General features: G+C 42.1%; 14 protein-coding genes. All 14 read left to right on the top strand.

What is annotated here, in order from left to right; genetic code table 11:
- Positions 1-151: 151 nt before the first annotated feature.
- Positions 152-1,522 carry a pitrilysin family protein gene (locus WDA22_07990; protein MFA5833401.1) on the top strand — a complete coding sequence of 457 codons (1,371 nt, stop codon included), beginning with the start codon at positions 152-154 and terminating at the stop codon, positions 1,520-1,522.
- Positions 1,519-3,036 (top strand): pitrilysin family protein, encoded by a 1,518-nt coding sequence (locus WDA22_07985; protein ID MFA5833400.1) that lies wholly within the window; start codon positions 1,519-1,521, stop codon positions 3,034-3,036. Before WDA22_07990 ends, WDA22_07985 begins: the two co-directional genes overlap by 4 nt.
- 231 nt (positions 3,037-3,267) lie before the next feature.
- Complete coding sequence (locus tag WDA22_07980; protein MFA5833399.1) at positions 3,268-3,783, top strand: NADH-quinone oxidoreductase subunit J; 516 nt, start codon at positions 3,268-3,270, stop codon at positions 3,781-3,783.
- Positions 3,784-3,928: 145 nt separating this feature from the next.
- Positions 3,929-4,231 carry an NADH-quinone oxidoreductase subunit NuoK gene (gene nuoK, locus WDA22_07975; protein ID MFA5833398.1) on the top strand — a complete coding sequence of 101 codons (303 nt, stop codon included), beginning with the start codon at positions 3,929-3,931 and terminating at the stop codon, positions 4,229-4,231.
- 48 nt (positions 4,232-4,279) lie between these two features.
- Complete coding sequence (gene nuoL, locus WDA22_07970) at positions 4,280-6,211, top strand: NADH-quinone oxidoreductase subunit L (GenBank protein MFA5833397.1); 1,932 nt, start codon at positions 4,280-4,282, stop codon at positions 6,209-6,211.
- A gap of 80 nt (positions 6,212-6,291) precedes the next feature.
- Complete coding sequence (locus tag WDA22_07965) at positions 6,292-7,833, top strand: NADH-quinone oxidoreductase subunit M (GenBank protein ID MFA5833396.1); 1,542 nt, start codon at positions 6,292-6,294, stop codon at positions 7,831-7,833.
- 35 nt (positions 7,834-7,868) lie between these two features.
- Positions 7,869-9,296: an NADH-quinone oxidoreductase subunit N gene (locus tag WDA22_07960; protein ID MFA5833395.1), complete on the top strand. Its 1,428-nt coding sequence runs from the start codon at positions 7,869-7,871 to the stop codon at positions 9,294-9,296.
- 66 nt (positions 9,297-9,362) lie between these two features.
- Complete coding sequence (locus WDA22_07955; GenBank protein MFA5833394.1) at positions 9,363-11,015, top strand: NAD(P)H-hydrate dehydratase; 1,653 nt, start codon at positions 9,363-9,365, stop codon at positions 11,013-11,015.
- Positions 11,012-11,401 carry a VanZ family protein gene (locus WDA22_07950; GenBank protein MFA5833393.1) on the top strand — a complete coding sequence of 130 codons (390 nt, stop codon included), beginning with the start codon at positions 11,012-11,014 and terminating at the stop codon, positions 11,399-11,401. The genes WDA22_07955 and WDA22_07950 overlap by 4 nt, the downstream gene beginning before the upstream one ends.
- Complete coding sequence (locus tag WDA22_07945) at positions 11,394-12,632, top strand: MFS transporter (GenBank protein MFA5833392.1); 1,239 nt, start codon at positions 11,394-11,396, stop codon at positions 12,630-12,632. The genes WDA22_07950 and WDA22_07945 overlap by 8 nt, the downstream gene beginning before the upstream one ends.
- Before the next feature lie 12 nt (positions 12,633-12,644).
- Positions 12,645-14,684, top strand: coding sequence for a hypothetical protein (locus tag WDA22_07940; protein MFA5833391.1), 2,040 nt, complete (start codon positions 12,645-12,647; stop codon positions 14,682-14,684).
- A 275-nt stretch (positions 14,685-14,959) separates the two neighbouring features.
- Positions 14,960-18,757 carry a hypothetical protein gene (locus WDA22_07935; GenBank protein ID MFA5833390.1) on the top strand — a complete coding sequence of 1,266 codons (3,798 nt, stop codon included), beginning with the start codon at positions 14,960-14,962 and terminating at the stop codon, positions 18,755-18,757.
- A 324-nt stretch (positions 18,758-19,081) separates the two neighbouring features.
- On the top strand, positions 19,082-20,116 hold the full coding sequence (locus tag WDA22_07930; protein MFA5833389.1) for a LacI family DNA-binding transcriptional regulator: 1,035 nt from the start codon (positions 19,082-19,084) through the stop codon (positions 20,114-20,116).
- A gap of 40 nt (positions 20,117-20,156) precedes the next feature.
- Positions 20,157-23,099: a TonB-dependent receptor gene (locus WDA22_07925; GenBank protein ID MFA5833388.1), complete on the top strand. Its 2,943-nt coding sequence runs from the start codon at positions 20,157-20,159 to the stop codon at positions 23,097-23,099.
- The last annotated feature ends 8 nt before the right edge of the window (positions 23,100-23,107 follow it).

The following is a 23,107-nucleotide window of genomic DNA, read 5'->3' as shown; positions in this document are numbered from 1 at the left end:
TTAATCACCTCACAGGTTTTAGAAACCTGTGAGATATTATGATTTTTGTATATTTACCTTTGTTAAGATTCCGGTACCTCCGCTTTACTTTTCAACATAAAAATTCTACTTTTACCCACATTTTCATACTCATCATCACGAAGGGGAAGCAATGCGAAAACACTTCTATGTTTTGCTTATCGTTTCCGCAACACTCTCTGCGCAAAATGTTCGTATCAATGTTCCGTATGAACGATTTACGTTGAAGAACGGACTGAACGTTATACTCCATGTTGATAAAACGACACCCACCGTTTCTGTCAATGAATGGTTCCATGTCGGATCCGGATATGAAAAACCCGGCCGGACCGGATTTGCGCATCTTTTTGAACACCTGATGTTCGAAGGATCAAAAAATGTTCCGGAAGGAAAGTTTGACGAATGGCTTGAAGCAGCCGGCGGATCGAACAACGGCTCCACGAACGTTGATCGGACGAATTATTTTGAAGATATCCCAAGCAACGCGCTTGAACTGTCACTCTTTCTCGATTCGGACAGGATGGGATATTTATTAGACGATATGACACAGGGTAAACTTGATGGACAGCGTGATGTAGTGAAAAACGAACGGCGTCAATCATATGAAAATCGTCCTTATGGTTATGCATTTTTAATGATCTTTGAATCACTTTATCCACAATCACATCCCTATAGTTGGCCAACCATCGGAAGCATGGCTGATCTCAGTGCGGCATCATTGGAGGATGTAAAAGAATTCTTCCGTCTATATTATGCTCCCAATAATACAAGTCTTTCTATTGCAGGAGATATTGATATTCCGAAAACAAAAGCGCTGGTAGAGAAATGGTTCAGCGAAGTTCCGATGGGAAAACCGGTCCCGCAACAAGATCGTACGGTTGTTTCTTTGTCGGAAGAAAAACGGATGACGATCGAAGATCGAGTGCAACTGCCGAGAATCTATATGGCTTGGCATTCACCTGCAACATTATCACCAGGTGATGCGGAGTTAGATCTTCTTTCTTCAGTACTGGCAGGAGGCAAGAATTCCCGTTTATATAAAAAATTAGTGTACGAAATGCAGATTGCTCAGGATGTTTCTGCATTTCAAGCGTCAGCAAAATTAGGTTCAATGTTTATCATTTCTTCCACAGCTCGTGCCGGCCACACACTGGCTGAAATTGAACAGGTAATACAGGAAGAAGTCAATAAAGTGAAACAAGAGATGCCATCCATGCGCGAACTTGACCGCGCAAGAAATCAATATGAAGCAAGTTTCATAGAACGATTGGAATCGGTGAACGGCAAAGCTGATATGTTGAATAACTATTTTTATTTGACTGGGAATCCGGACTACTTCAACGAAGATCTTGCCCGTTATTATGCAATCGATCCTCAGGATATTTCAACAGTCGCTTCCCGATATCTGAAGGATAACGGGCGCGTTGTTATCAGTTTTGTCCCTAAAGGGAAAGTAGAACTTGCGGCGAAGAATTCACCGGTTGTCAGCATGGAGGGAAAATGAGAACCACAATGCATAATGAAAAATGGATAATGGACAATGTATTGAACAATTATCAATTATCAATTATCAATTTACTCAGGGCCGGAACATTTCTTTTCATTTTGTTTACCACAACAGTATTCATTTCTGCTCAATCAGTGGACCGATCGAAACCTCCGGTGCTCGGCCCAACGCCGACATTAAAGGTAAACGTACTTCAAAACTTTACTTTGAGCAATGGATTAAAAGTGATAGTGTATGAAAAGAAAGAAGTGCCGATCATTCAATTGAATCTCATTATCAAAGCTGGAAGTGTGAATGAATCTGCTGATAAACTCGGACTGGCAGGGATAACAGCAAATATGATGGATGAGGGGGCAGCCGGGAAATCCTCATTGGAACTTTCTGATGAGATAGATTTTCTTGGCGCTCAGATCGGTGCGAGCGGCGGACTTCACAATAGCAGCGTGACACTTCGTTCAACTACCTCAAAATTTGATGCTGCGTTAACATTGTTTTCAGATATTCTTCTCCATCCTGATTTTCCTGCAAACGAATTGGAACGTTTACAGAAACAATATCTGACGGCATTGTTTCAAGGATTTGACCAACCTCGCGTGATTGCTGCGGCAGCAACATCGAGTCTGGTCTATGGAAAGAATCATCCGTATGGACGCACATCAGCCGGAAATGAACAAACAATCAAATCTTTTACGGTAGACGATCTTAAGAATTTTTATTCAACATATTATCGGCCGAACAATGCCTTTTTGGTTGTTGTTGGTGACGTGAATGCCAAAGAAGTTGTTGCAAAGATTGAAAGTGCCCTAAGCAGTTGGCAAAAAGGAGAAGTGAAACCAGCAACAATTACTAAATCGAACCAAGTAGACGGACGGACGATTTATTTGATTGATAAACCTGAGGCAGCTCAATCAGTGATCCGAGTCTGTCGTATCGGTGTGGATCGAACATCAGCAGATTATTTCCCAATACTGGTAATGAATACAATCCTCGGTGGTTCGTTCACGTCACGGTTAAACTCGAATCTTCGTGAAAAAAATGGTTATGCTTATGGTGCAAATTCGGGATTTTCAATGAGGCCTTATCCTGGTCCATTTACTGCTGCATCAGATGTTCAGACGGATAAAACGGATAAAGCGCTGAAGGAATTTATGAATGAACTAAATGGAATTTCCAAACCGGTATCCGACGAGGAATTGACGAAAGCAAAAAATTACATTGCTCTCGGTTATCCTGATAATTTCAGCAGCGTTGGTTCAATTGCGGCACAGATTGCCGATCTGATCGATTATAATCTACCTGACAATTATTTTAATGATTATATCGGAAAAATCATGGCAGTATCGAAAGACGATGTTCGTCGTGCAGCAAAAAAATATATCGATACAGACGACCTTGCCATTATCATTGTAGGGGATAAAGCAAAAATTGAAAAAGGTTTAAAAGAGACAAAGGTCGGCAAAATTGTCAACCTTGTTCCGGTCGACGTCCTGGGTCCCATGCCGACTCTATAAACAATAACCTTGTCAAGGTTTAGGAAATTTTTTATCAATCCTTGACAAGGTACTTCTGAATTCCTAAATCCTGATATCAGAATCCTCAACAGTCGAGCGGGAATTTTCTGTGAAGAATTCAGGGTTTAGGAATTCGTGTTTTTAGATGAAAACATTTTGCTTATCAAGCGAAGTAACCTTATATTTATCCGTCAATTTTCAACTTTTACATTCATCAACTCTGTTTTCCCGATGACTTTTGAACAAGGTGTGTTTTATTTTCTCGCAGGTATTACGGTCTTTTCCGCAGTAATGATGCTTCTTCAGCGAAATCCGGTCAATAGCGCCCTCTATCTTATCCTTAATTTTTTCTGCCTTGGTGGTTTATATCTTACACTCAACGCACAATTTATAGCCTTGGTGCATATTCTTGTGTATGCAGGTGCAATCATGGTGTTATTTCTTTTCGTGATCATGTTATTGAATCTTGGTGATGACAAGAAGTTGGTAGAGCATTTAGGATTGCGGATGTATTTCGGAATAGCATTTTCTGCCGGTTTATTAATAGAGTTGCTTTATATATTTGGATTCAGCAGTCCGTCTGTATATACACAATTATCCCCTGCATCAGTAGAGATGGGAACCGTGGAGTATATCGGAAAAGTGTTATTTACGAAATTTTTATTCCCGTTTGAAATAACATCGTTTTTGCTGTTGGCCGCAATTATTGGGGCTGTGCTGTTGGCGAAAAGAAAATTAGTCCAATAATAAAGTGTCATTGCGAGGAGCGACCTGCCCGCCATCTTTTTGGAGGGCGTTCAGGCGGGAGCGACGAAGCAATCTCCTGATGAAACGAAAGATTGCTTCACTCCGGCTTCGCCGTCGTTCGCAATGACAACAGTAGAGTAATCATATGATCCCATTAAATCATTATCTGTTACTTTCAGCATTTTTATTCTCCTGCGGAGTTCTTGGAGTTGTTGTTCGCCGTAATGCCATAGTTATTTTTATGTGCATTGAATTGATGTTGAATGCCGTAAATCTTTCCTTGATCGCATTTGCGCAATTTCTTGGAGATGCCACCGGACAAATGCTTGTCTTTTTTGTGATGGTTGTTGCCGCTGCAGAAGCTGCCGTTGGCCTTGCAATTATTATATCATTGTTCCGTAACAAACAGACTGTTAATGTGGATGAATTGAATATTCTGAAATGGTAATTAATCAATCTTGTAATTTTGTCATTTTGATAATTTTGTAATTTTTTTATGTATTCTCTCGCCCCTCTTATCGTCCTTTTTCCGCTTTTTGGTTTTCTTATCAATGGATTTTTCGGACGCAAAATGAAGAACGAAACAATTGTCGGAAGTATTGGTACGCTGGCGGTTGCATCCTCGTTTGTTATTGCACTCTTGATTTTTTTTGAAATGCTTGGTTCAGCGGCAGAAGAACGTAAGCATATTGTTACCGTATTTGAATGGATCACTGCGGGAACATTCTCTGTCAATGTTGCATTTCAAGTTGATCAGCTTTCCATATTAATGACACTCATTGTTACGGGCGTCGGAAGCTTGATTCATCTCTATTCTATCGGGTATATGCATGGCGATGCGGGATTCTGGAGATTCTTCACCTATCTGAATCTGTTCATTTTTATGATGCTCATGTTAGTCCTTGCCGACAACTATCTATTGATGTTCCTCGGATGGGAAGGGGTGGGGTTGTGTTCGTATTTGTTGATTGGATTTTGGTATGACAGGAATTTCGAAAAGGGTACGACAGGTGATGCTGCAAAAAAAGCATTCATCGTCAATCGCATCGGCGATTTCGGATTTCTGCTTGCGATGTTTCTTATTTTCAACACCTTTGGATCGTTAACCTACGAATCAGTATTTGCGCAAGCTGCCGGATTCTCCGTTGGTGATAAACTGATGTTCTGGATAACTTTGCTGATGTTTGTTGGCGCAACAGGAAAATCTGCACAGATTCCTCTTTATGTTTGGCTCCCCGATGCAATGGCGGGTCCAACACCTGTTTCTGCACTGATCCATGCCGCAACAATGGTCACCGCCGGTATTTATATGGTGGCTCGAAGTTCAATCCTTTATGCACTTGCACCATCGACGATGGAAATTGTTGCGATCATCGGATTATTAACGGCGTTCTTTGCCGGAACAATCGGGCTGGTACAAAATGATATTAAAAAAGTTTTGGCGTATTCCACTGTCAGTCAATTGGGATATATGTTTCTTGGCGTTGGAGTAGGAGCATTTTCTGCTGGTCTGTTCCATGTGATGACACACGCATTTTTCAAAGCGCTTCTCTTTTTGGGATCCGGCGCTGTGATTCATGCAATGCACGATGAGCAGGACATTCAAAAGATGGGTGGACTTCAAAAATATATGCCCGGAACATTCTGGACATTTGTCATAGGATCGTTTGCAATATCGGGTCTGCCGCTTCTTTCCGGATTCTTTTCGAAAGATGAAATCTTATGGAAAGCGTTTGCTGACGGTGCACCATGGATGTGGGTTATCGCAGCTCTTGCTGCCGGTGTAACGGCATTCTATATGTTTCGTTTAGTGTCGTTAACATTTTTAGGGAAAGAGCGTTTCGATCATCATCATATTCATCCGCACGAAGCACCGAAGACAATGCTTATTCCGTTGCTTGTATTGGCGTTGTTTTCCGTCATTGGCGGTTACGTCGGCATTCCGCATGTGTTGGGGGGACATAATTATTTTGAAGAATTTTTGGAACCGGTGTTTGCCGGTGCAAATGAAAAAATGATTCTTCCGGTACATGATTCAGCAGCACTTGAACTTGGATTAATGGCAGCTTCCGTGGCGTTAGGATTACTCGGAATGTATGCAGGATGGAAAATCTTTACGGAAAAGACGGAGATTGCAGAAAGTGTTGCAAAAAAATTCTCGGGATTCCACAAACTGCTCTGGAACAAATATTTTGTTGATGAAGCATATGACGCAGTTGTCGTCACTCCAATGAAAAAGATTTCCGATAAGTTTTTATGGAAAATTGTTGACGTAAAGATTATTGACAATGCGCTTAATTATTCGGCAAAGCTTGTGGAAGCGACATCAAATATTTTTCGTCGAATTCAAACCGGAGTTGTTCAAAGTTACGCCATCGTTTTTGTGGCTGGGATTTTGTTTGTGATTGGTTATTTAATTGCTTGGTAAAACGGATTCGTAGATTGTTTGGCATCGGTTTCCTAATGTTAACCAATCTATCATCGATAAATCTAACATCTGATTTTTAAATGCAAAACATTCTTACATATATTCTCTTCTCGCCACTGATCGGAATTCTTCTGCTCCTCTTTATCAATAAAGAGAAACAGAGTTTGATTAAATATATCGGTATTGGCACATCACTGATTACCTTTGCGCTTTCCCTGGTCGTCTATTTTGGATTCGACGCAGCCAACACGCAAATGCAGTTTGTTGAACAATATCCCTGGATCGCCGGATTGGATATTTCCTATTTTGTTGGTGTTGATGGATTGTCAATTCTTCTGATTGTTCTTACAACGTTTCTTACACCGATTGCACTGATTGCTTCTTGGGAATCGATCACGGATCGACTGAAAGAATATGTCTCGTTCATGCTTCTGTTGGAAGTCGGAATGCTTGGAGTCTTTTTAGCGTATGACCTCTTTTTGTTCTACGTGTTTTGGGAAGCAATGCTTATTCCAATGTACTTCATCATTGGTATTTGGGGCGGGAAAGACAGAATTTATGCTGCCGTGAAGTTCTTCATTTATACCATGGCCGGTTCACTGTTGATGTTGATCGCAATTCTTTGGCTTGGATATTATGCTTCAACACTTCCCGGCGGATATTTTACGACGAACCTTCAAAAGTTATATGCAATCGCTCCGGGAATTCCGATGGGGACTCAAGTCTGGATGTTTCTTGCGTTTGCCCTTTCTTTTGCAATTAAAGTTCCGTTGTTTCCGCTTCACACTTGGCTTCCGGATGCGCACGTTCAAGCTCCGACAGCAGGTTCGGTTATCCTTGCTGGTGTTCTGCTAAAAATGGGAACGTATGGTTTGATCCGATTTTGTCTTCTGTTGTTTCCGCAGGCCTCCTTTCAATTCACACCATTGCTTGCAACATTATCTGTGATTGGAATTGTGTACGGCGCACTTGTGGCGATGGTACAGACTGATGTGAAAAAATTAGTCGCATATTCGTCCGTTAGTCACTTAGGATTTGTCGTTCTTGGAATTTTTTCAATGACGGAAGAGGGAATGCAAGGGGCGGTCATTCAAATGATCAACCATGGACTTTCCACCGGAGCGTTATTCCTTTTAGTCGGTATGATCTATGATCGCAGACATACACGGGAGATCTCGCAATTTGGTGGATTGGCGAAAGTGATGCCGGTCTTCTCAACAATATTTATGATCGTAACTTTTTCTTCGATCGGTCTTCCCGGACTGAATGGTTTCGTGGGTGAATTCTTAATCCTACTTGGCTCGTTTAATTCCATGTTCCTTGGTTCATATGTGTATGCTGCGATTGCTGCCACTGGTGTAATTTTCTCTGCGGTCTATATGTTGTGGATGTGTCAGCGAGTGTTCTTCGGAAAAATCACGCATGATGAAAATAAATCGCTGCTGGATTTAACAAAACGAGAGATTGCAATCCTTATTCCAGTATTACTGTTTATCGTCTGGATCGGTGTGTATCCTTCAACATTTTTAAAACCATCTGCCGCTTACACAAAGCACGTGGTGACTCAGATGCAGAATGCAAAGAGCGGGAATGTGACGCCTACCGGCATCACTGTGAAATAGGCTGTTTTTACAATTTGAATTAACAAAAAATTATTATGGATTTCTTTTCACCTTCTGACCTTATTGGTTCATCACCCATCCTGGCGCTTTCAGCATTTTCATTGATCGCTTTGCTGGCCAATGCGTTGATGAAAGATTCAGCCAAAACGGTTTTTTACATCAGCGTAGTCGGTATTTTTGCCTCAATCGCTTGTGCTGTATATACATTCCCAATGAATGCAACGGCCTTCTCTGACATGCTTCTTGTCGGCGGATATGCCGGTTTCTTTAGTATCCTCTTCTTGATCATTGCATTGTTTTCCATGTTCATCGCAAAACCATATCTGGAGCGCGAACAATATAACTATGGTGAATATTATATATTGATTCTTCTTGCAACAATCGGAATGGTGATGCTTGGTTCATCGGCAGATTTGATCACTGCATTCCTCGGCATCGAAGTAATGTCGGTTTCGTTTTATGTTTTGGCTGGCTATTTCCGTACAAAACTTTCTTCCAACGAATCAGCACTAAAGTATTTTCTGCTCGGCGCGTTTGCTACCGGTTTTTTATTGTATGGAATTGCGTTAATCTATGGAACGACTGGAACAACTAATCTGCTTCGTATCGTCACAATGTATCCTCAAGCATTCGGCGATCCGCTTCATATCATCGGATGGGGATTGGTCTTGATCGGATTTGGATTTAAAGTAGGAGCAGTTCCTTTTCATATGTGGGTGCCGGATGTGTACGAAGGTGCGCCGACGCCAGTGACAGCGTTCATGTCTACCGGAGGGAAAGCGGCTGCGTTTTCAGTGTTTGTGATTGCTTTTTCTGTGCCAATGTCGATGAAAGATGAACGATTAATCATGGTGCTGGCAGTGTTGGCAGCTGCATCAATGTTGCTAGGCAATTGGTTTGGACTTTCGCAAACGAATTTGAAACGGATGCTCGCGTATTCCAGTATTGCTCACGCTGGGTATATGATTATCGGTATCGCATCTGCTTCGTCGCTCGGACAACAAGGTATTGCATTTTATCTTGTGGCGTATGCACTCACCAACCTTGGAGCATTTGGAATTATTGCGATGCTCGAAAAGGAAAACGGCGGCAATTTGAATTATGAGGATTATGCAGGACTTGGAAAGCGAAAACCGGGACTCGCTGTGTTACTGGCAATGTTCATGTTTTCATTAACCGGTTTACCGCCGTTTGCTGGATTTGTCGGAAAATATTATCTCTTTGCAAGCGCGGTACAATCCAATCTAACATGGCTTGCTATTCTCGGTGTTATAACCAGTTTGTTCTCCACATACTATTATTTACGAATAGTAGTCTATATGTATTTTAGAGAAGCGACAAACACAGAAGAAATTGTATTGCCGAAATTGACATTTGCAACGGTCATTATATGCGGAATCGGAATTCTGCTCTTTGGTATTTTCCCGGCACTGATTTTTGATCTGATGAAATCTATTTTTTAAGGAATCATGTGTTTATGAAAGCCGTCCGCTTCTTTTCGAGGTAGGACGGTTTTTTTATTTTTATCTATGAGACAAATCCTAGCCCCACAACAGATGAAACGCGTTGACGAATATGCGATCAAGAGATTACATATTCCATCGCTCCGTCTGATGGAGAATGCCGGGAAAGCCGTCGTCGACGAGTTACAAAGAAGATTAACATCGTCGAAACGTTCATCAAAAAAAAATCACGGCTCATTGAGGACGAATACTATTCTTATTCTGTGTGGGAAAGGGAATAACGGTGGAGATGGGTTTGCGGTTGCTCGATTGTTGATCGAAAAACAGTTCTCGGTAATAGTCGTATTAATGGACCATCAGAAGAATTTGAGTGGAGACGCACGAAAACAATTTGATAAATTACAAAATTACGATGATGCAACATTGAGTATTTATAATTTTGAAACATTTCAAAAGCAAAAGAACAAAAACATTTCTGTTATTGTCGATGCGATGCTTGGGACTTCATTTCGGGGAGAGCTAACGGGCAAGTATCTTAAAGCAGCGACGTGGAGCAATAAACAATCAGCGCTGAAAATTGCCGTCGATATTCCGACGGGCCTGAATGGAGAGACCGGAGAAGTTCTTACCGATGCATTTTGTGCTGACGTGACAGTGACAATGTCCAATCCAAAAATCGGATTTTATCGCCAACGGGCAAAAGAATTTACTGGTGACGTGGTTGTATCTGAAATTGGAATACCAAAAAAAGCAATTTCCAAAATGCAGTCATTGCGAGTTCCGAAGCAATCGGAACGAAGCAATCTCAAGAGTGAAGGTGGCATACATTATTCAGACAATGTAGTCCTCACCGAAATTGGTGATGTGCGAAAGACATTTCCCAAGAGAGCAATCAACAGCCACAAACATTCCGTTGGTAAGATATTCGCTCTTGCCGGATCGCGGAGTATGATGGGAGCGGCATTATTGTGCAGTGAATCTGCTATGCGAAGCGGAACCGGACAGGTGATTCTAGGAGTTCCTGATTCAGAGTACGCAATGATTGCGAAAAGGACTCTTGAAGTAATGCCGCTCGGACTGTCCAGTACGGTGACAGGAAGCCTTTCATCTTTTGCAAACGAAGAGATTGGGAAGCGGATCGGCTGGGCAACCGTTGTTCTTCTTGGATGCGGAATGTCCCGTCAAGATGAGACACAGGAACTGATACGGAACATCATACGATCATGTCCAAAATCAATGGTGATTGATGCGGATGCTCTTCATGCATTAATTGGCAATTTGGATTTACTCAAGAAAAGAAAGAGTAAGCATATTGTCTTAACGCCTCATTATGGCGAATTTTCAAGATTGATTGGAATTTCTTCAGCAGAAGTTGAATCAAACAGGTTCTCTCTTGCGTCTAACTTTGCAAAGAAATATGGTCTTACGCTGGTGTTGAAAGGTGCTCCAACAATCGTTGCAGACCCCAAAGGAAAAATTATGGTGAACGATACCGGAAATCCCGGAATGTCCACAGCAGGGAGCGGCGATGTTCTAGCGGGAATTATCGCCTCCTTTATCGGTCAGGGAAATTCAGCATCCAATGCTGCGGTAAATGGTGTGTGGATTCACGGAGCAGCGGGAGATATGGCAAAACAAAAAATTGGAATGTATGGTATGTTGGCACGGGATATTATGCATTTCGTACCGACAGCAATTCACAAGGTTATGACAATATGAATTCAAACGAAAAAATAGTTTCATTTATTCAGTTTCAGTTGCCGGTAGTGGCATGGGGCTTCTTTATATATGTTGCATCATCAATTTCGTCGCAAAATATCACGATGCTTCCCGGCTTTTCTGATAAATTGGTCCATGCCGGAGTCTTTTCTATCTTTTGTTGGCTGATGCATGTTGCGTTGTACCATCAAGGATTCGCTGGTGTCAAAAAAAATTCATTATATCTCGCGGTTTTTTTTGTTTTTCTGTACGGATTGTCAGATGAGTATCACCAGATGTTCACGCCCGGTCGTTCGTCGGATATTTATGATGTTGTTGCTGATACAATGGGGGGTGTAACATACGCGTTAGTAAATCTTCGCTTTAAATTCTATCGAAATGAATAACTATCTCCATCGTTTCTTGTCAATCCGCACATTCCGTTCGCTTCGTCAGCCGACGTATAGATTATTTTTTACAGGGCAAATTCTTTCGCTCGTTGGTACATGGATGCAATCGATGGCACAAGCATGGCTTGTCTATCAATTAACTTATTCCTCTGTCTGGCTCGGTATTGTCGGGTTTTTGAATACGATTCCAATGCTGTTGTTTGCTATGTATGGCGGATCTATTGCAGATCGTTTCTCAAAACATAAAATCATTCTCATAACGCAAACTCTTTCATTGGGTCAGGCGGTCATTCTCGCCACTCTTGTTTTCTTAAATAGTGCGACTGTTGAAATGGTCTGTCTGCTCGCTTTTACATTAGGGACAATCAATGCGTTCGATGTTCCTGCCCGTCAATCTTTTTTGGTTGATCTCGTTGGGAAAGAGAATCTTGCCAATGCTATTGCATTAAATTCCGCATCATTCAATGCGGCAAGAATCGTTGGCCCAGCAATCGGAGGTGTGATTATCGGCGCTGTCGGTGTTGCTTGGTGTTTTTTTCTGAATGCAATCTCTTTTTTTTCGGTAATCGTTGTATTATTAAAGATGAAGGTTGAGATCAAACCAACTGTTATGAAGGGCAAACAAAGTTTCATAGCAGGATTGCGTGAGAGTATTAATTATATCCGTTCGGATATTTCCATGATGGCTGTATTGTTTCTTGTCGCTATCATAACAATGTTTGGGTGGTCGTACACTGTGTTGCTTCCTATTTTTGCTGATACAGTACTGAATATCGGTGCTGTTGGACTTGGTAATCTTATGATGTCGTTCGGAATCGGCGCCTTCATCAGTGCAATTATTGTGGCGAGCGCGGAAAGTAAAGTCCGTCCGAGCAGTTTCATTTATTCCGGCATTGCATTGTTTGTGATTGGTGTTTCAATATTTGCTTTGTCAACGAATGTTGCTGTATCATTATACAGTTTAGTGTTTGTTGGTATGGGACTGATTATGTTTATCTCGACCGCTAATGCATCAATCCAGCGCCGGGCTCCGGATGCCATGCGGGGGAGGGTGATGGGGCTCTATTTAATTATCTTTCAAGGATTGGCTCCGTTCGGACATCTTGGAATGGGATGGGTTGCCAATGAAATTGGCGTCCGTTCTGCGATTGTGAGCGGAGCAGTGATCTGTGGAATCAGCGGAGTATCAATGCGTTTATTCATGAATTCAAAACGAATCAAAAATTAATAGGGAATATGTATGATAAAGCAATGTGCTATACTTTTTATCGTTTATTCAATGGTTCTGTTGGGCCAAACTTCGGGAGATCAAATTGCTTTTCAGCGAGCGTTATCCGCACCGACAGACTCCGCCAAACTTGAAGCACTGCAAAAATTTGTCAAAGAGAATCCCTCCAGCAATTTAATTCCAAATGCCTATGCCGTAAAGTTTCAAGTCTATTCCAATTTAAAGAATGATAGCGGTGCATATTTTTCAGTGAAGAAATATCTTTCACTGCTGGATCAATCGCAGCTGGTACCAGCGATGAATGCCGTCGCTATGGAGTTCGCCCAACGGATGTTTTATGTCGATTCTGCGGCAGTGTTGATCGATTCCGCCATTGCTCTCCATAGTAAAGAAGAACCGGTTTTACTCAATACAAAAGCATTGGTCCTTTTCCGTCTGAAGAAATTTGATGAAGCAATGTTTGTGCAAGAAAGAGCTGTTTCCATGCTCCCGGCAAATGCAAAAGTGGATGCACGTTATGTTTCGCTCTATGTGCAGTTGGGATTCATTCAATTTGAAACAGGTCGGTATAGAGAAGGAATGCAAAAGATTATTTTGGGAAATCTTGTCCTTCCGAAACAAAGTCTGCCGGTGGAAAAGATTGATTCGTTGCTTTCCACAAAACATTTCTCCTCCAGTCCTATCTCAGTTCTTCGGGATAGTTTATATCATACAGCAATTTCTGAATTTGTGATGTACTCAGCAGACAGTGTCATGGCAAAAAGTAACCTTGCCGTCAGTTTATCACGGAACAATGTTTTTCCGGATGTGGCGCTACAATATGGATTGGAAGCGTATGCTGAATCACGTCAGAGAACGATTGAAGAACGTTCCGGTGCTTCCGCTGCTCTTGGATTGACGCAATTCAATTTGAAACGATATCCGGATGCAGAAAAATATTTGACCGAAGCAGCGAAATATGCCTCACCCAATGAAACGGAGATCTTTAAAACGTTAGGTGAAGTAAAAGAAAAACTCGGTAAAAAACGGGAAGCATTTGATGCATATCTCTCCGGTGCGATGGGAACGCGTTCAACGTCGCTGTATGACAAATTGATTGAATTAAAGAATGAGCTTTTTCCTACAATCAGTTTGGATTCGATTATCGTCGCTCGACAAGCGGCAGCTCTACAGTTTACACCGGAAGAGTTTCAACGTATGAAACAAGAATTGAAGAAGAATGAATATGATAGGATTGTACTGGCGGAATTATTCACCGGTTCGGAGTGCCGGCCATGTCAGGCAGCCGACGTTGCATTTGATTATTTAATCGAACGATTCAAATCATCGTCGATCGCGATTTTAGAATATCATCTTCATATTCCGCAGCCAGATCCACTGGTCAATAACGATGGCGAAAAAAGAGGGGAATATTACGGCGTCAACAGCACACCGACAGCGATTTTTGGCGGAACAACAGTGATCACTTCAGGTGGAGGGAGATTGTTGGCGAAAAACAAATTCTATTTGTATTCGGATATCATAGAACAACAACTGAAGAAACCTACATCCGCTGCAATCTCACTTTCGGCAAGTATGAAAAATAATGTTGTCAGTATTAAAGCAAAAGCACTCGCAGCATCAACGTCCGGCTCGCTTCGATTACATATTGCGCTAGTGGAAGATGAAGTCTTCTATAAAGGTGCCAATGGTATTGATCAGCATAAATTTGTCGTGAGAACAATGCTCTATCAAACACCCATACGTAAGAACATTGCGAAAAAATCTTCATCAAAAAAAACAAATCCCGAAATCGATGGATTTGTTTTTCCAAAAGAAGGAATGTTGACAGTGAATCAAACCCTGAATCTCAATACAGTCATTGCTGAGTTGGAAAAATATTACACCCAAACGAACGAACGATTTTTGAAATTAGGAGTTTCCTTAAAAGAAAAGAAGACAAAGATTGATCCAAAACATTTAGCGATTGTTGCGTTTGTTCAGGATGAGGAGACACGAGAAGTATTGCAGGCGGCAACGGAAAAGATCGTTGACACAGTAACGAAAAAATGATTTTTAAAATACTCACTTGACAATTTTGCTTTATTCCTCTACTTTCTGGAAGCCCTTCCACAATATACTTTAGATAGAATTTAATTTTTCTGTAACATTACACTGTACTGTCAAATTGTAACAAGACATAAAGCTCGCAATTAGTCACTACCAAAGAATTGAAGCTGTACGAATATCAGTAAAAGCGACAATAAGATTTTTTTGAAATTGCTTCTGTGCGACCGAATACCAACTGGTGTTGAAAAAACGATCGAATTGTAATCAAGGCATTCTCTATGAAAAAAATATTTTCTCTCATTCTTATTTTCGCGCTCATGATTGTGTCGGACAGAAGTTTTGCACAATCAGGATCTCAATATTACCGGTCTGCCGTCCATAATGCTAATAGAGTAAAAACAGTTTTTAGCAACTGGGGAGTAATCGGAAAACCATCTGATACGAGACCTCGCGGTGCCTGGATGTATTCATCAAACGGATATTTTGGTGATGTATCGCTTCTTGCTGGTGCTGAAGTAAAATTTAATGGAAAAACGTTTCATTCTGTGGTAACAACTCCGAATGCCAGGCCCGCTTCTTCATATGATACCGATGATAAATCAGGCGGTGGTAAACCATGGTCATTTATGCCGGTGGATGGATATTTTAATCCAGCAGGACAAAGCATTGCCATGAGCGACGACCAGTCGACATGGCCGACTTCTTGGCCCGATAAATTGAACGACGCGCTCGATCCGGGATGGCAGGGATCGTGGAACGGATATTTTGGAAAGCGTGCAAGCGCCAATCAAGAGAGTTATGTAGTGATGGATGATAACAACGATGTACGATTTAATTTCGCCAATAATAATCCAGATGGTAATGCATTTAAACCAGACTCAACCAATCTTTTGCGGAACGGACTTGGACTCACGGTAAAAGTTCGCGGGTTACAGTGGAGTCAATTCCTGGCGCAAGATAATATTTTTTGGCTGTATGAAATCACCAACACCAGTACCACAAATTATGACCGCGCAACATTTGGTATGCTTGTCGGTACTTTGGTCGGTGTGACGGGAAGTCAAAATTTTAATGAGTATGACGATGACTGGTCATTTTATGATGTCAATGAAAATATTAATTACACGGGAGATTTTGACAGAAACTGTTCGCGCAATCCATTCTGGCAGGGAAGTGTTGGAATGGTTGGATATGCATTTTTAGAAAGCCCGGGCAATCCTTTTGATGGTATTGATAACGACGGCGATGTGGATAAGAAAGTGATCGGATCACCGACAGCGTTATATGTCGCAACTGATTTTGATTCGACACTGATTAATACCGGCGATAAAGTAGTACTCATTGCCAATGACTTCAGCCGACAGGTTGTGACGGTCGGATCAACGCCAATTACCTACACGACGCGTGGTGGAACGGTATCGGTAACTCCCGGAGTAACAAGACTTGCCGAAGGGAATGTTATAACAGTCTCCAATCTGCCGGTGATTAACCCTAACGCGTATGACGGTATTGATAATGATCTTGACGGTGTGATTGATGAGAATGTCTATCTTCATTATCGTCAGGTAAAGCTTTCCGACGATACGCCGCCAAAGACGTTGATCGATATTCTGCGTCCTCTCCGCCACATTGCATACAATCCTGTTTTCAACGGCGGACCATTCTCCATGATCGATGAACGACGAGATGATTTTCAGGATAATGATAAAGATTGGAATATCAATTTTGATGATGTTGGTTTGGATGGTGTTGCAAATTCTAAAGATGCCGGAGAATCAGACGGATTGCCGACATCGGGCTATATGGCCAGCGGATTTGATACCGGTTTGCCCGGTGAACCGAATATGGATAAAACTGACGTGGATGAATCTGATCAAATTGGTCTGACAGGTTTTTTCTACTTCACTCCTGCAAATAATGTTCCGCTTGGTGACGATGAACTGATGTGGGGTAATATGCAGCCCGGATTCTTCTCCGTGCCAAAATCTATCGTCAACAATAAACCGGAATACGGCCAGGATGGTGATTTCATTTATGCTTCAGGATTTTTCCCACTCATTGCCAAACGGACAGAACGCTTTTCACTTGCTTTAGTATATGGTGGTGGCATCGGCGGTTCACGAGAAGATGATATAAAGGATCTACTGAAGCATAAACAGACGGTTCAAAAGATCTATGACGCGAACTACCAATTCCCAATCGCACCGGAACCGGTGCCGACATTGACGGCGGTGGCGGGTGACGGGAATGTAAAACTGTATTGGGATCGAAGAGCGGAGAACGCAATTGATCCGGTCTTGAGGATAAAAGATTTTCAAGGATACAAGATCTATAAAGCAACTGATTTTGAGTTCAACGACGCGTTCAGTGTGACGGATGCGGAAGGAAACAGAAAAGGATATGATCCGGCATTCCAGTTTGATTTGAAAGATACGATCAGCGGATTCTACCGAGCGCCGGAAGCGATCTTCGATGATGCGGCCGGCTTTACCTATAAACTCGGATCGAACACCGGCCTGGTGCATGATACAACAGACAGCGACGTGATCAACGGCAAAACGTATTACTATGTTATTGTAGCGTATGATAACGGCGACGAAGTGACCGGAATATTCCCGTCAGAAAACGGATGGAAGATTGATATCGATCAGGCAGGAAGAATCCGAGGGACTTCGCAGAACGTAGCGATCGTTGTACCGGGAAAGAAGGTTGTAGGATATACACCTCCGGCATCGTTTGTGAAATTGCCGAAGAGTGCTTCAGTGCTTGGGAGCGGGAATATGTATTACAATGTGATTGATGAATCGAAGATCAACGGCAGCACGTATGAGATTTCATTTAATGATACGCGCGACAGCGGAAAGATCTCTCCTGTGACCACACTCTACAGTGTAAAAGACTCGGCGTATTATACCGCAACATTTACTCCTTCAAAGATCGATACGATCACTGCTCTATTGCCGAAACAGCAGATAGCCAAGGGGAGCGTTACGATCTCGCGCTTGGATGGAACGGTTGTAGATACATCCAAGTATATTATTAATTATGACCGTGGAGCGATTCGTGCAAAGGCGCGGTATGATCTTCAGCCGGATACGAACAATCTTCGGAAGTATACGATCCGCTATCAGTATTATCCGATTCATGAGAGTCCGTATATGAACGGAAGTCCATATGTGAAAGAGACGGAAGACACGGATATCTTTGATGGTATCCAGCTTGCGTTCAATAACATTTGGAATGTGGGGAAGATTGACTCGTTGTCGAAGTTCAATACGGGGTTGCGGGCATATGATTTTGATTTCTCGACCAATCAGTTCGACATTAATGTGGACGGGAAGGATGAAATCCCGACACGGTTCGCATCAGATTACGTGCTCACGTTTGGGAATACGAATATCGATTCGACATCGGGAGTGTTTGAACCGTTCATTCCGAAAATGGCCATTCCGTTCACGGTGAAAAACCTTACCACGAATAAGCGTGTGGAAGTTTTGTGGGAAGATGGTAAATTTTTCGGTCAGCTCTCTTCGGGAGATTTTTTGTATTTCTTCGAACGGAGCGATAAGGACTCATTATTCTACAGCTGGGTGATTACGTTTAAGGCAGCGGGCTGGCTACCGCCGGGGAAAGACTCTGTGTTCACATTCGGCAATGGTGATTCACTGACGATCCGTACGACGAAGCCGTTCCGGAAGGGAGATACGTTTGTGTTCTCAACGAGCAAGCCGAAAGTGCTCAAGGCAAATATTCCGGCGTCGTTATCAACGCTGAGAGTTGTTCCGAATCCGTATGTTGTTCAGGCCACGGGAGAGACACCGCCGGCAGCCGGGACGTTCGGACGAGGAGAGCGGAAGATTGAGTTCCAGAATGTTCCACAGGATGCGAAGGTGTCCATTTACACCGCGCGCGGAGAACACATTCGAACACTCTATCAGGATGGTTCCATACAAAATGGAACGATTAAATGGGATGTGAAGACGAAAGAGAATCTTGATGTTGCCTTCGGTGTTTACTTTTATGTTGTTGAATCCTCAGCCGGAACAAAGTCCGGAAAAATTGCGGTCATCAAATAGTATTTCTTTTTCGATTATGTATATTGAATTATTATGTAACTACTCAGCAGAATCACATATAAATTCAAAAACATGCCGCCAAATCACGAAAGCGCACAATTTTTTTTTGAACCATTACCTCAAAGAGCTTGGTGAAATTTTGTGTTTTTGTTTTTTAATGACATAAAATCATAGACGCTGAGTAGTTACATTATTATTTAATTGTTGGCCAAAAAGTCAACAATACAGTAAGCAAAAAATGATTTGATAATATTCACTTGACAATTTTGTTTTAATACCCTACTTTTGAAAGCCCTTCCATAGAACTCATATTTAAGGATATTTTTGTCCGTTACTATATACGACATTGCCAGGGAAGCTAATGTAGGGATTGGGACAGTTTCAAGAGTACTGAATAATAGTGCAAATGTTACTTCAGTAACTCGCGAACGTGTTATCACGATTGCACGCAAACTGAACTATCAACCACACGCATATGCGCAGGCGCTGGCCCGTAAGCGCTCCAATACTCTCGGCGCCATCATTCCTTTTTTTACCAACTATTTTTTTATAGAAGTTCTTCAAGGCGTTCAAGAAACACTCGCAACACTCGGTTTTGACCTCATCATCCATGGCGCAAATAGCACAGAAGAGGTTGGAGATTATTTACAGCATTCCATGCGTAAAGGGCGAGTGGACGGAACGTTGCTCTTTTCATTAGAATTGCCCGAACGATTTGCAACACAATTTTCTGAGAACAAAACACCATTGGTGTTAGTGGATACATTTCACCCTAAGTTTGATTCTATCCGCGTTGATAACGCAACGGGAGCAAAAATTGCTACGGAGCATTTGATCTCCCTTGGACATAAAAATATCGGGATGATCAATGCCAATATTAAAAGTGCGCCCGCAAAGGAACGATTGTTGAGTTTCAAAAAAACGTTAACGCGAAATGGAATTGCAGGAAGCGAAGAAAATATTGTATGCAGTTCCGAAGTGAAGAACGACGGTTTCAGCAGAGAAGCGGGATATCACAGCATGAAAGAATTCATCGCCCGTGGCAAAAAACTCCCGACCGCACTTTTTGTCTCCAGTGATATTCAAGCGATCGGGGTTTTAGCGGCGTTGCGAGAGCAGAACATCCGTGTTCCGGAAGATATTGCCATCGTAAGTTTTGACGATGTTGAAGTAGCAAAGAATTTTGATCTGACCACCATGAGTCAACCAATGTTTCAAATGGGAGAACTTGCGGTGAAAAAAATGCTCGCACGAATTGAAAATCCGAACTCACCAGTAACATCTGTTAACTTTAAGCCAACACTTGTTGTTCGGGCAAGTTGCGGCGCAAATAAGAAATATGTGTTTCACCAACAATAAACGATCTACGTTTTCATAATATCATTTCGGAGTTGCTGGAATGAAAAAAATTGGTACTCTTCTAACTCTCACATTCTCCTTCGTTTTGTTCGGCACGTTTCTTTTTGCTGGAACAACCGGAAAAATCGTCGGTACAATAACCGATGCAAAAACTGGCGAACCGCTTCCTGGTGTCAATATTGTTTTGACGGGAACATCGTATGGCGCGGTAACAGATTTCGAAGGAAATTATCTTATCCTGAATCTTCAACCTGGTACATATGTTATTCGAGCATCATCCATCGGGTACTCACCGATGAACTACTCCAATATCCAAGTGAATGTCGATCTTACGACTCGCCAGGATTTTAAGATGCGCGAAGAAACTGTTGTCGGCGATGAAGTTGTTATTACCGCCGAGCGTCCGTTGGTTCAAAAAGATCTTACGTCCACAACAGCCGTTGTCGGAGGTGATGATATTAAACAACTTCCTGTTACGGAAATAAGTCAAGTGATCGGATTACAGGCAGGTAACGTTGCCGGAAGTATTCGCGGCGGACGATCCGGTGAAACTGCATATTGGATTGATGGTGTTCCGGTGACGGACGCATTTAACGGAAGTGCTGTCGTCAATGTTAATCCAAGCATGGTTCAGGAGTTACAAGTCCTTTCCGGAGCATTCAATGCGGAATATGGTCAAGCGATGTCTGGTATCGTGAACATTATTACGCGCGAAGGTGCGGAGAGGTATGCGGGAAGTGTAACGGCTTATGCCGGTGATTTCTTAAGCGGTCATAGCGACATTTTCAAAGGTATTCAAAAATTTGAACCGCTCAATATCAGGAACATTGAGGCCAGCCTCAGCGGTCCAATTGCAGGAAAAGATGTTTCACTCTTTTTAAATGGCAGAAATATTCATTATGGTGGATATCTTCATGGTATTCGCCGTTATAATCCAAGCACGGCAATTGCGAAGCGTTTTGATAAAGATGAAGTCTATATTCTTGGAACAGACTTCCACAACGATTCAATGTTTGTTAGTACTAATTTTACCGGGATTTCGGCCGGTGGATCAATCACTGGCGCTCAGGCAGATTCAATCAATAAACTTCGTTTTGATTCTGCTTATACAGTATTCAAAAAAAATTATGTTAATGGTGTAGGTGACGGCAAAACGGTTTCGATGGGTTGGAACGATAAATTATATCTTCAGGCGAAATTAGCATTGAAAATTTTACCGGAATTAAAATTAAATATCACCGGTATTTATGATAATGTTGTGTCGCAGGGATACAATAGAGACTTTCAATATAATCCCGATGGACAGGGTAAAGATTATACTAGAAGTTATACCGGTATCTTCCAATTGACTCATACCCTCAGCGGAACAACATTCTATACTCTCGGCGGATCGTATTTCGAAAAAACATATAAGCACTATTTGTATGAAAATCCTTACGACTCGCGATATACTCATCCTGATTTAGCTAATTTAGGGCGGGCGCAAAGCACATATTCCTTTAGTACGGGAGGTTCGGATCTTAATCGGTTCCAGCGCGCGACAACAACGGGACTTTTGAAATTTGATCTGAGCAGTCAAGTGACCAATGAACACTTCATTAAAGCTGGTGTTGAAACACGTCAACATAAAGTGTTTATGGACGATCTGACACTTCGCCCTATCGCAATCCAAAATTCATTTAAAAACACATTATCGAATCCGTACATCATCACATATATCGAAAGTGATACTTCGATCTATCGCGATACCTATACTCACAAACCTGTGGAACTTTCCGGTTATCTTCAGGATAAGATGGAATTTAAGGATCTGATTATCAATATCGGTGTACGATTTGATTATTTTGAACCGGATGCAAATGTGCTTGCTGATGATGAAGATCCGAATATCTATGCTCCGGCAAAGTTTTCAAATACATTCTTTGATAATAATGGCAATGGAACTCAGGATGGAAACGAGCCGACGAAGACTGTTGCTGACAGAAAGAAATATTGGTATAAAAAAGCAACGGCAAAAATAAAGGTAAGTCCACGTTTTGGAGCATCATTTCCGATCACGGATCGCGGCGTTATCCATTTTTCATATGGTCATTTTTTCCAAACTCCGAATTTTGAACGTTTGTACGCCAATCCATCATTTAAAGTCGGCGAAGGTACAGGCAACGTCGATCATCGTGGATCTCCAACAGGAAATGCCGACTTGAAACCGGAACAAACCATCAATGGTGAAATTGGACTTCAGCAGCAATTAACGGATGATATGAGTATCGATGTTACGGCATATCTTCGTGACATCAGAAATCTAACCGGCTCACGAGCAGATCAAATTCCGATTGGTGGCGGTTTTGCTTCCCGCACGTATACAAAATATGTCAACAGTGATTTTGGTTTCGTCCGAGGTTTCATTGTCTCGCTGGATAAACGGTTTGCGCAAGGAATGACGTTAGGAGTGGATTATACATTCCAGATAGCCAAAGGAAGTGCCTCCGATCCGAATCAGGCACGAAACCAGGTCGCCGGCGGTCAGCTTCCCGAAGTTCAGTTAACTCCGCTCGGCTGGGATCAGCGACATACGATCAACGCGATCTTCTCGTATTCAGAGGAGACTTGGGGTGGAAGCTTCATCAGTCAATTTGGTAGCGGCACCCCATACACACCCGATGTTACCAGTGATGTTACAGTGTTCCTCACCAACTCCGAAATTAAACCGACCTACTTTGATACCGATATCCGCTTGTATAAAAATATTGAAATCGACGCACTTCGAATTACGTTGTTTATGCGTGTAAATAATATTTTTGATATCAAGAACGAAACAGGTGTCTTTGGTGATACCGGTCGCGCAGGTGAAACGAAATTTGAACGCGATGCATTGATTTCAGGTCAGAAGCCGTACATCAATACCATCCGCGATTATTATACAATTCCGACGAATTATTCTGAACCGCGCAGAATCGAAGTTGGCACCACGATTGAATTTTAATCAAGGCA

It is taken from the genome of Bacteroidota bacterium (assembly GCA_041658205.1).
Taxonomy (GTDB): Bacteria; Bacteroidota; Ignavibacteria; order UBA10030; family UBA8401; genus UBA8401.
This window is presented reverse-complemented; position numbering and strand designations above follow the sequence as displayed.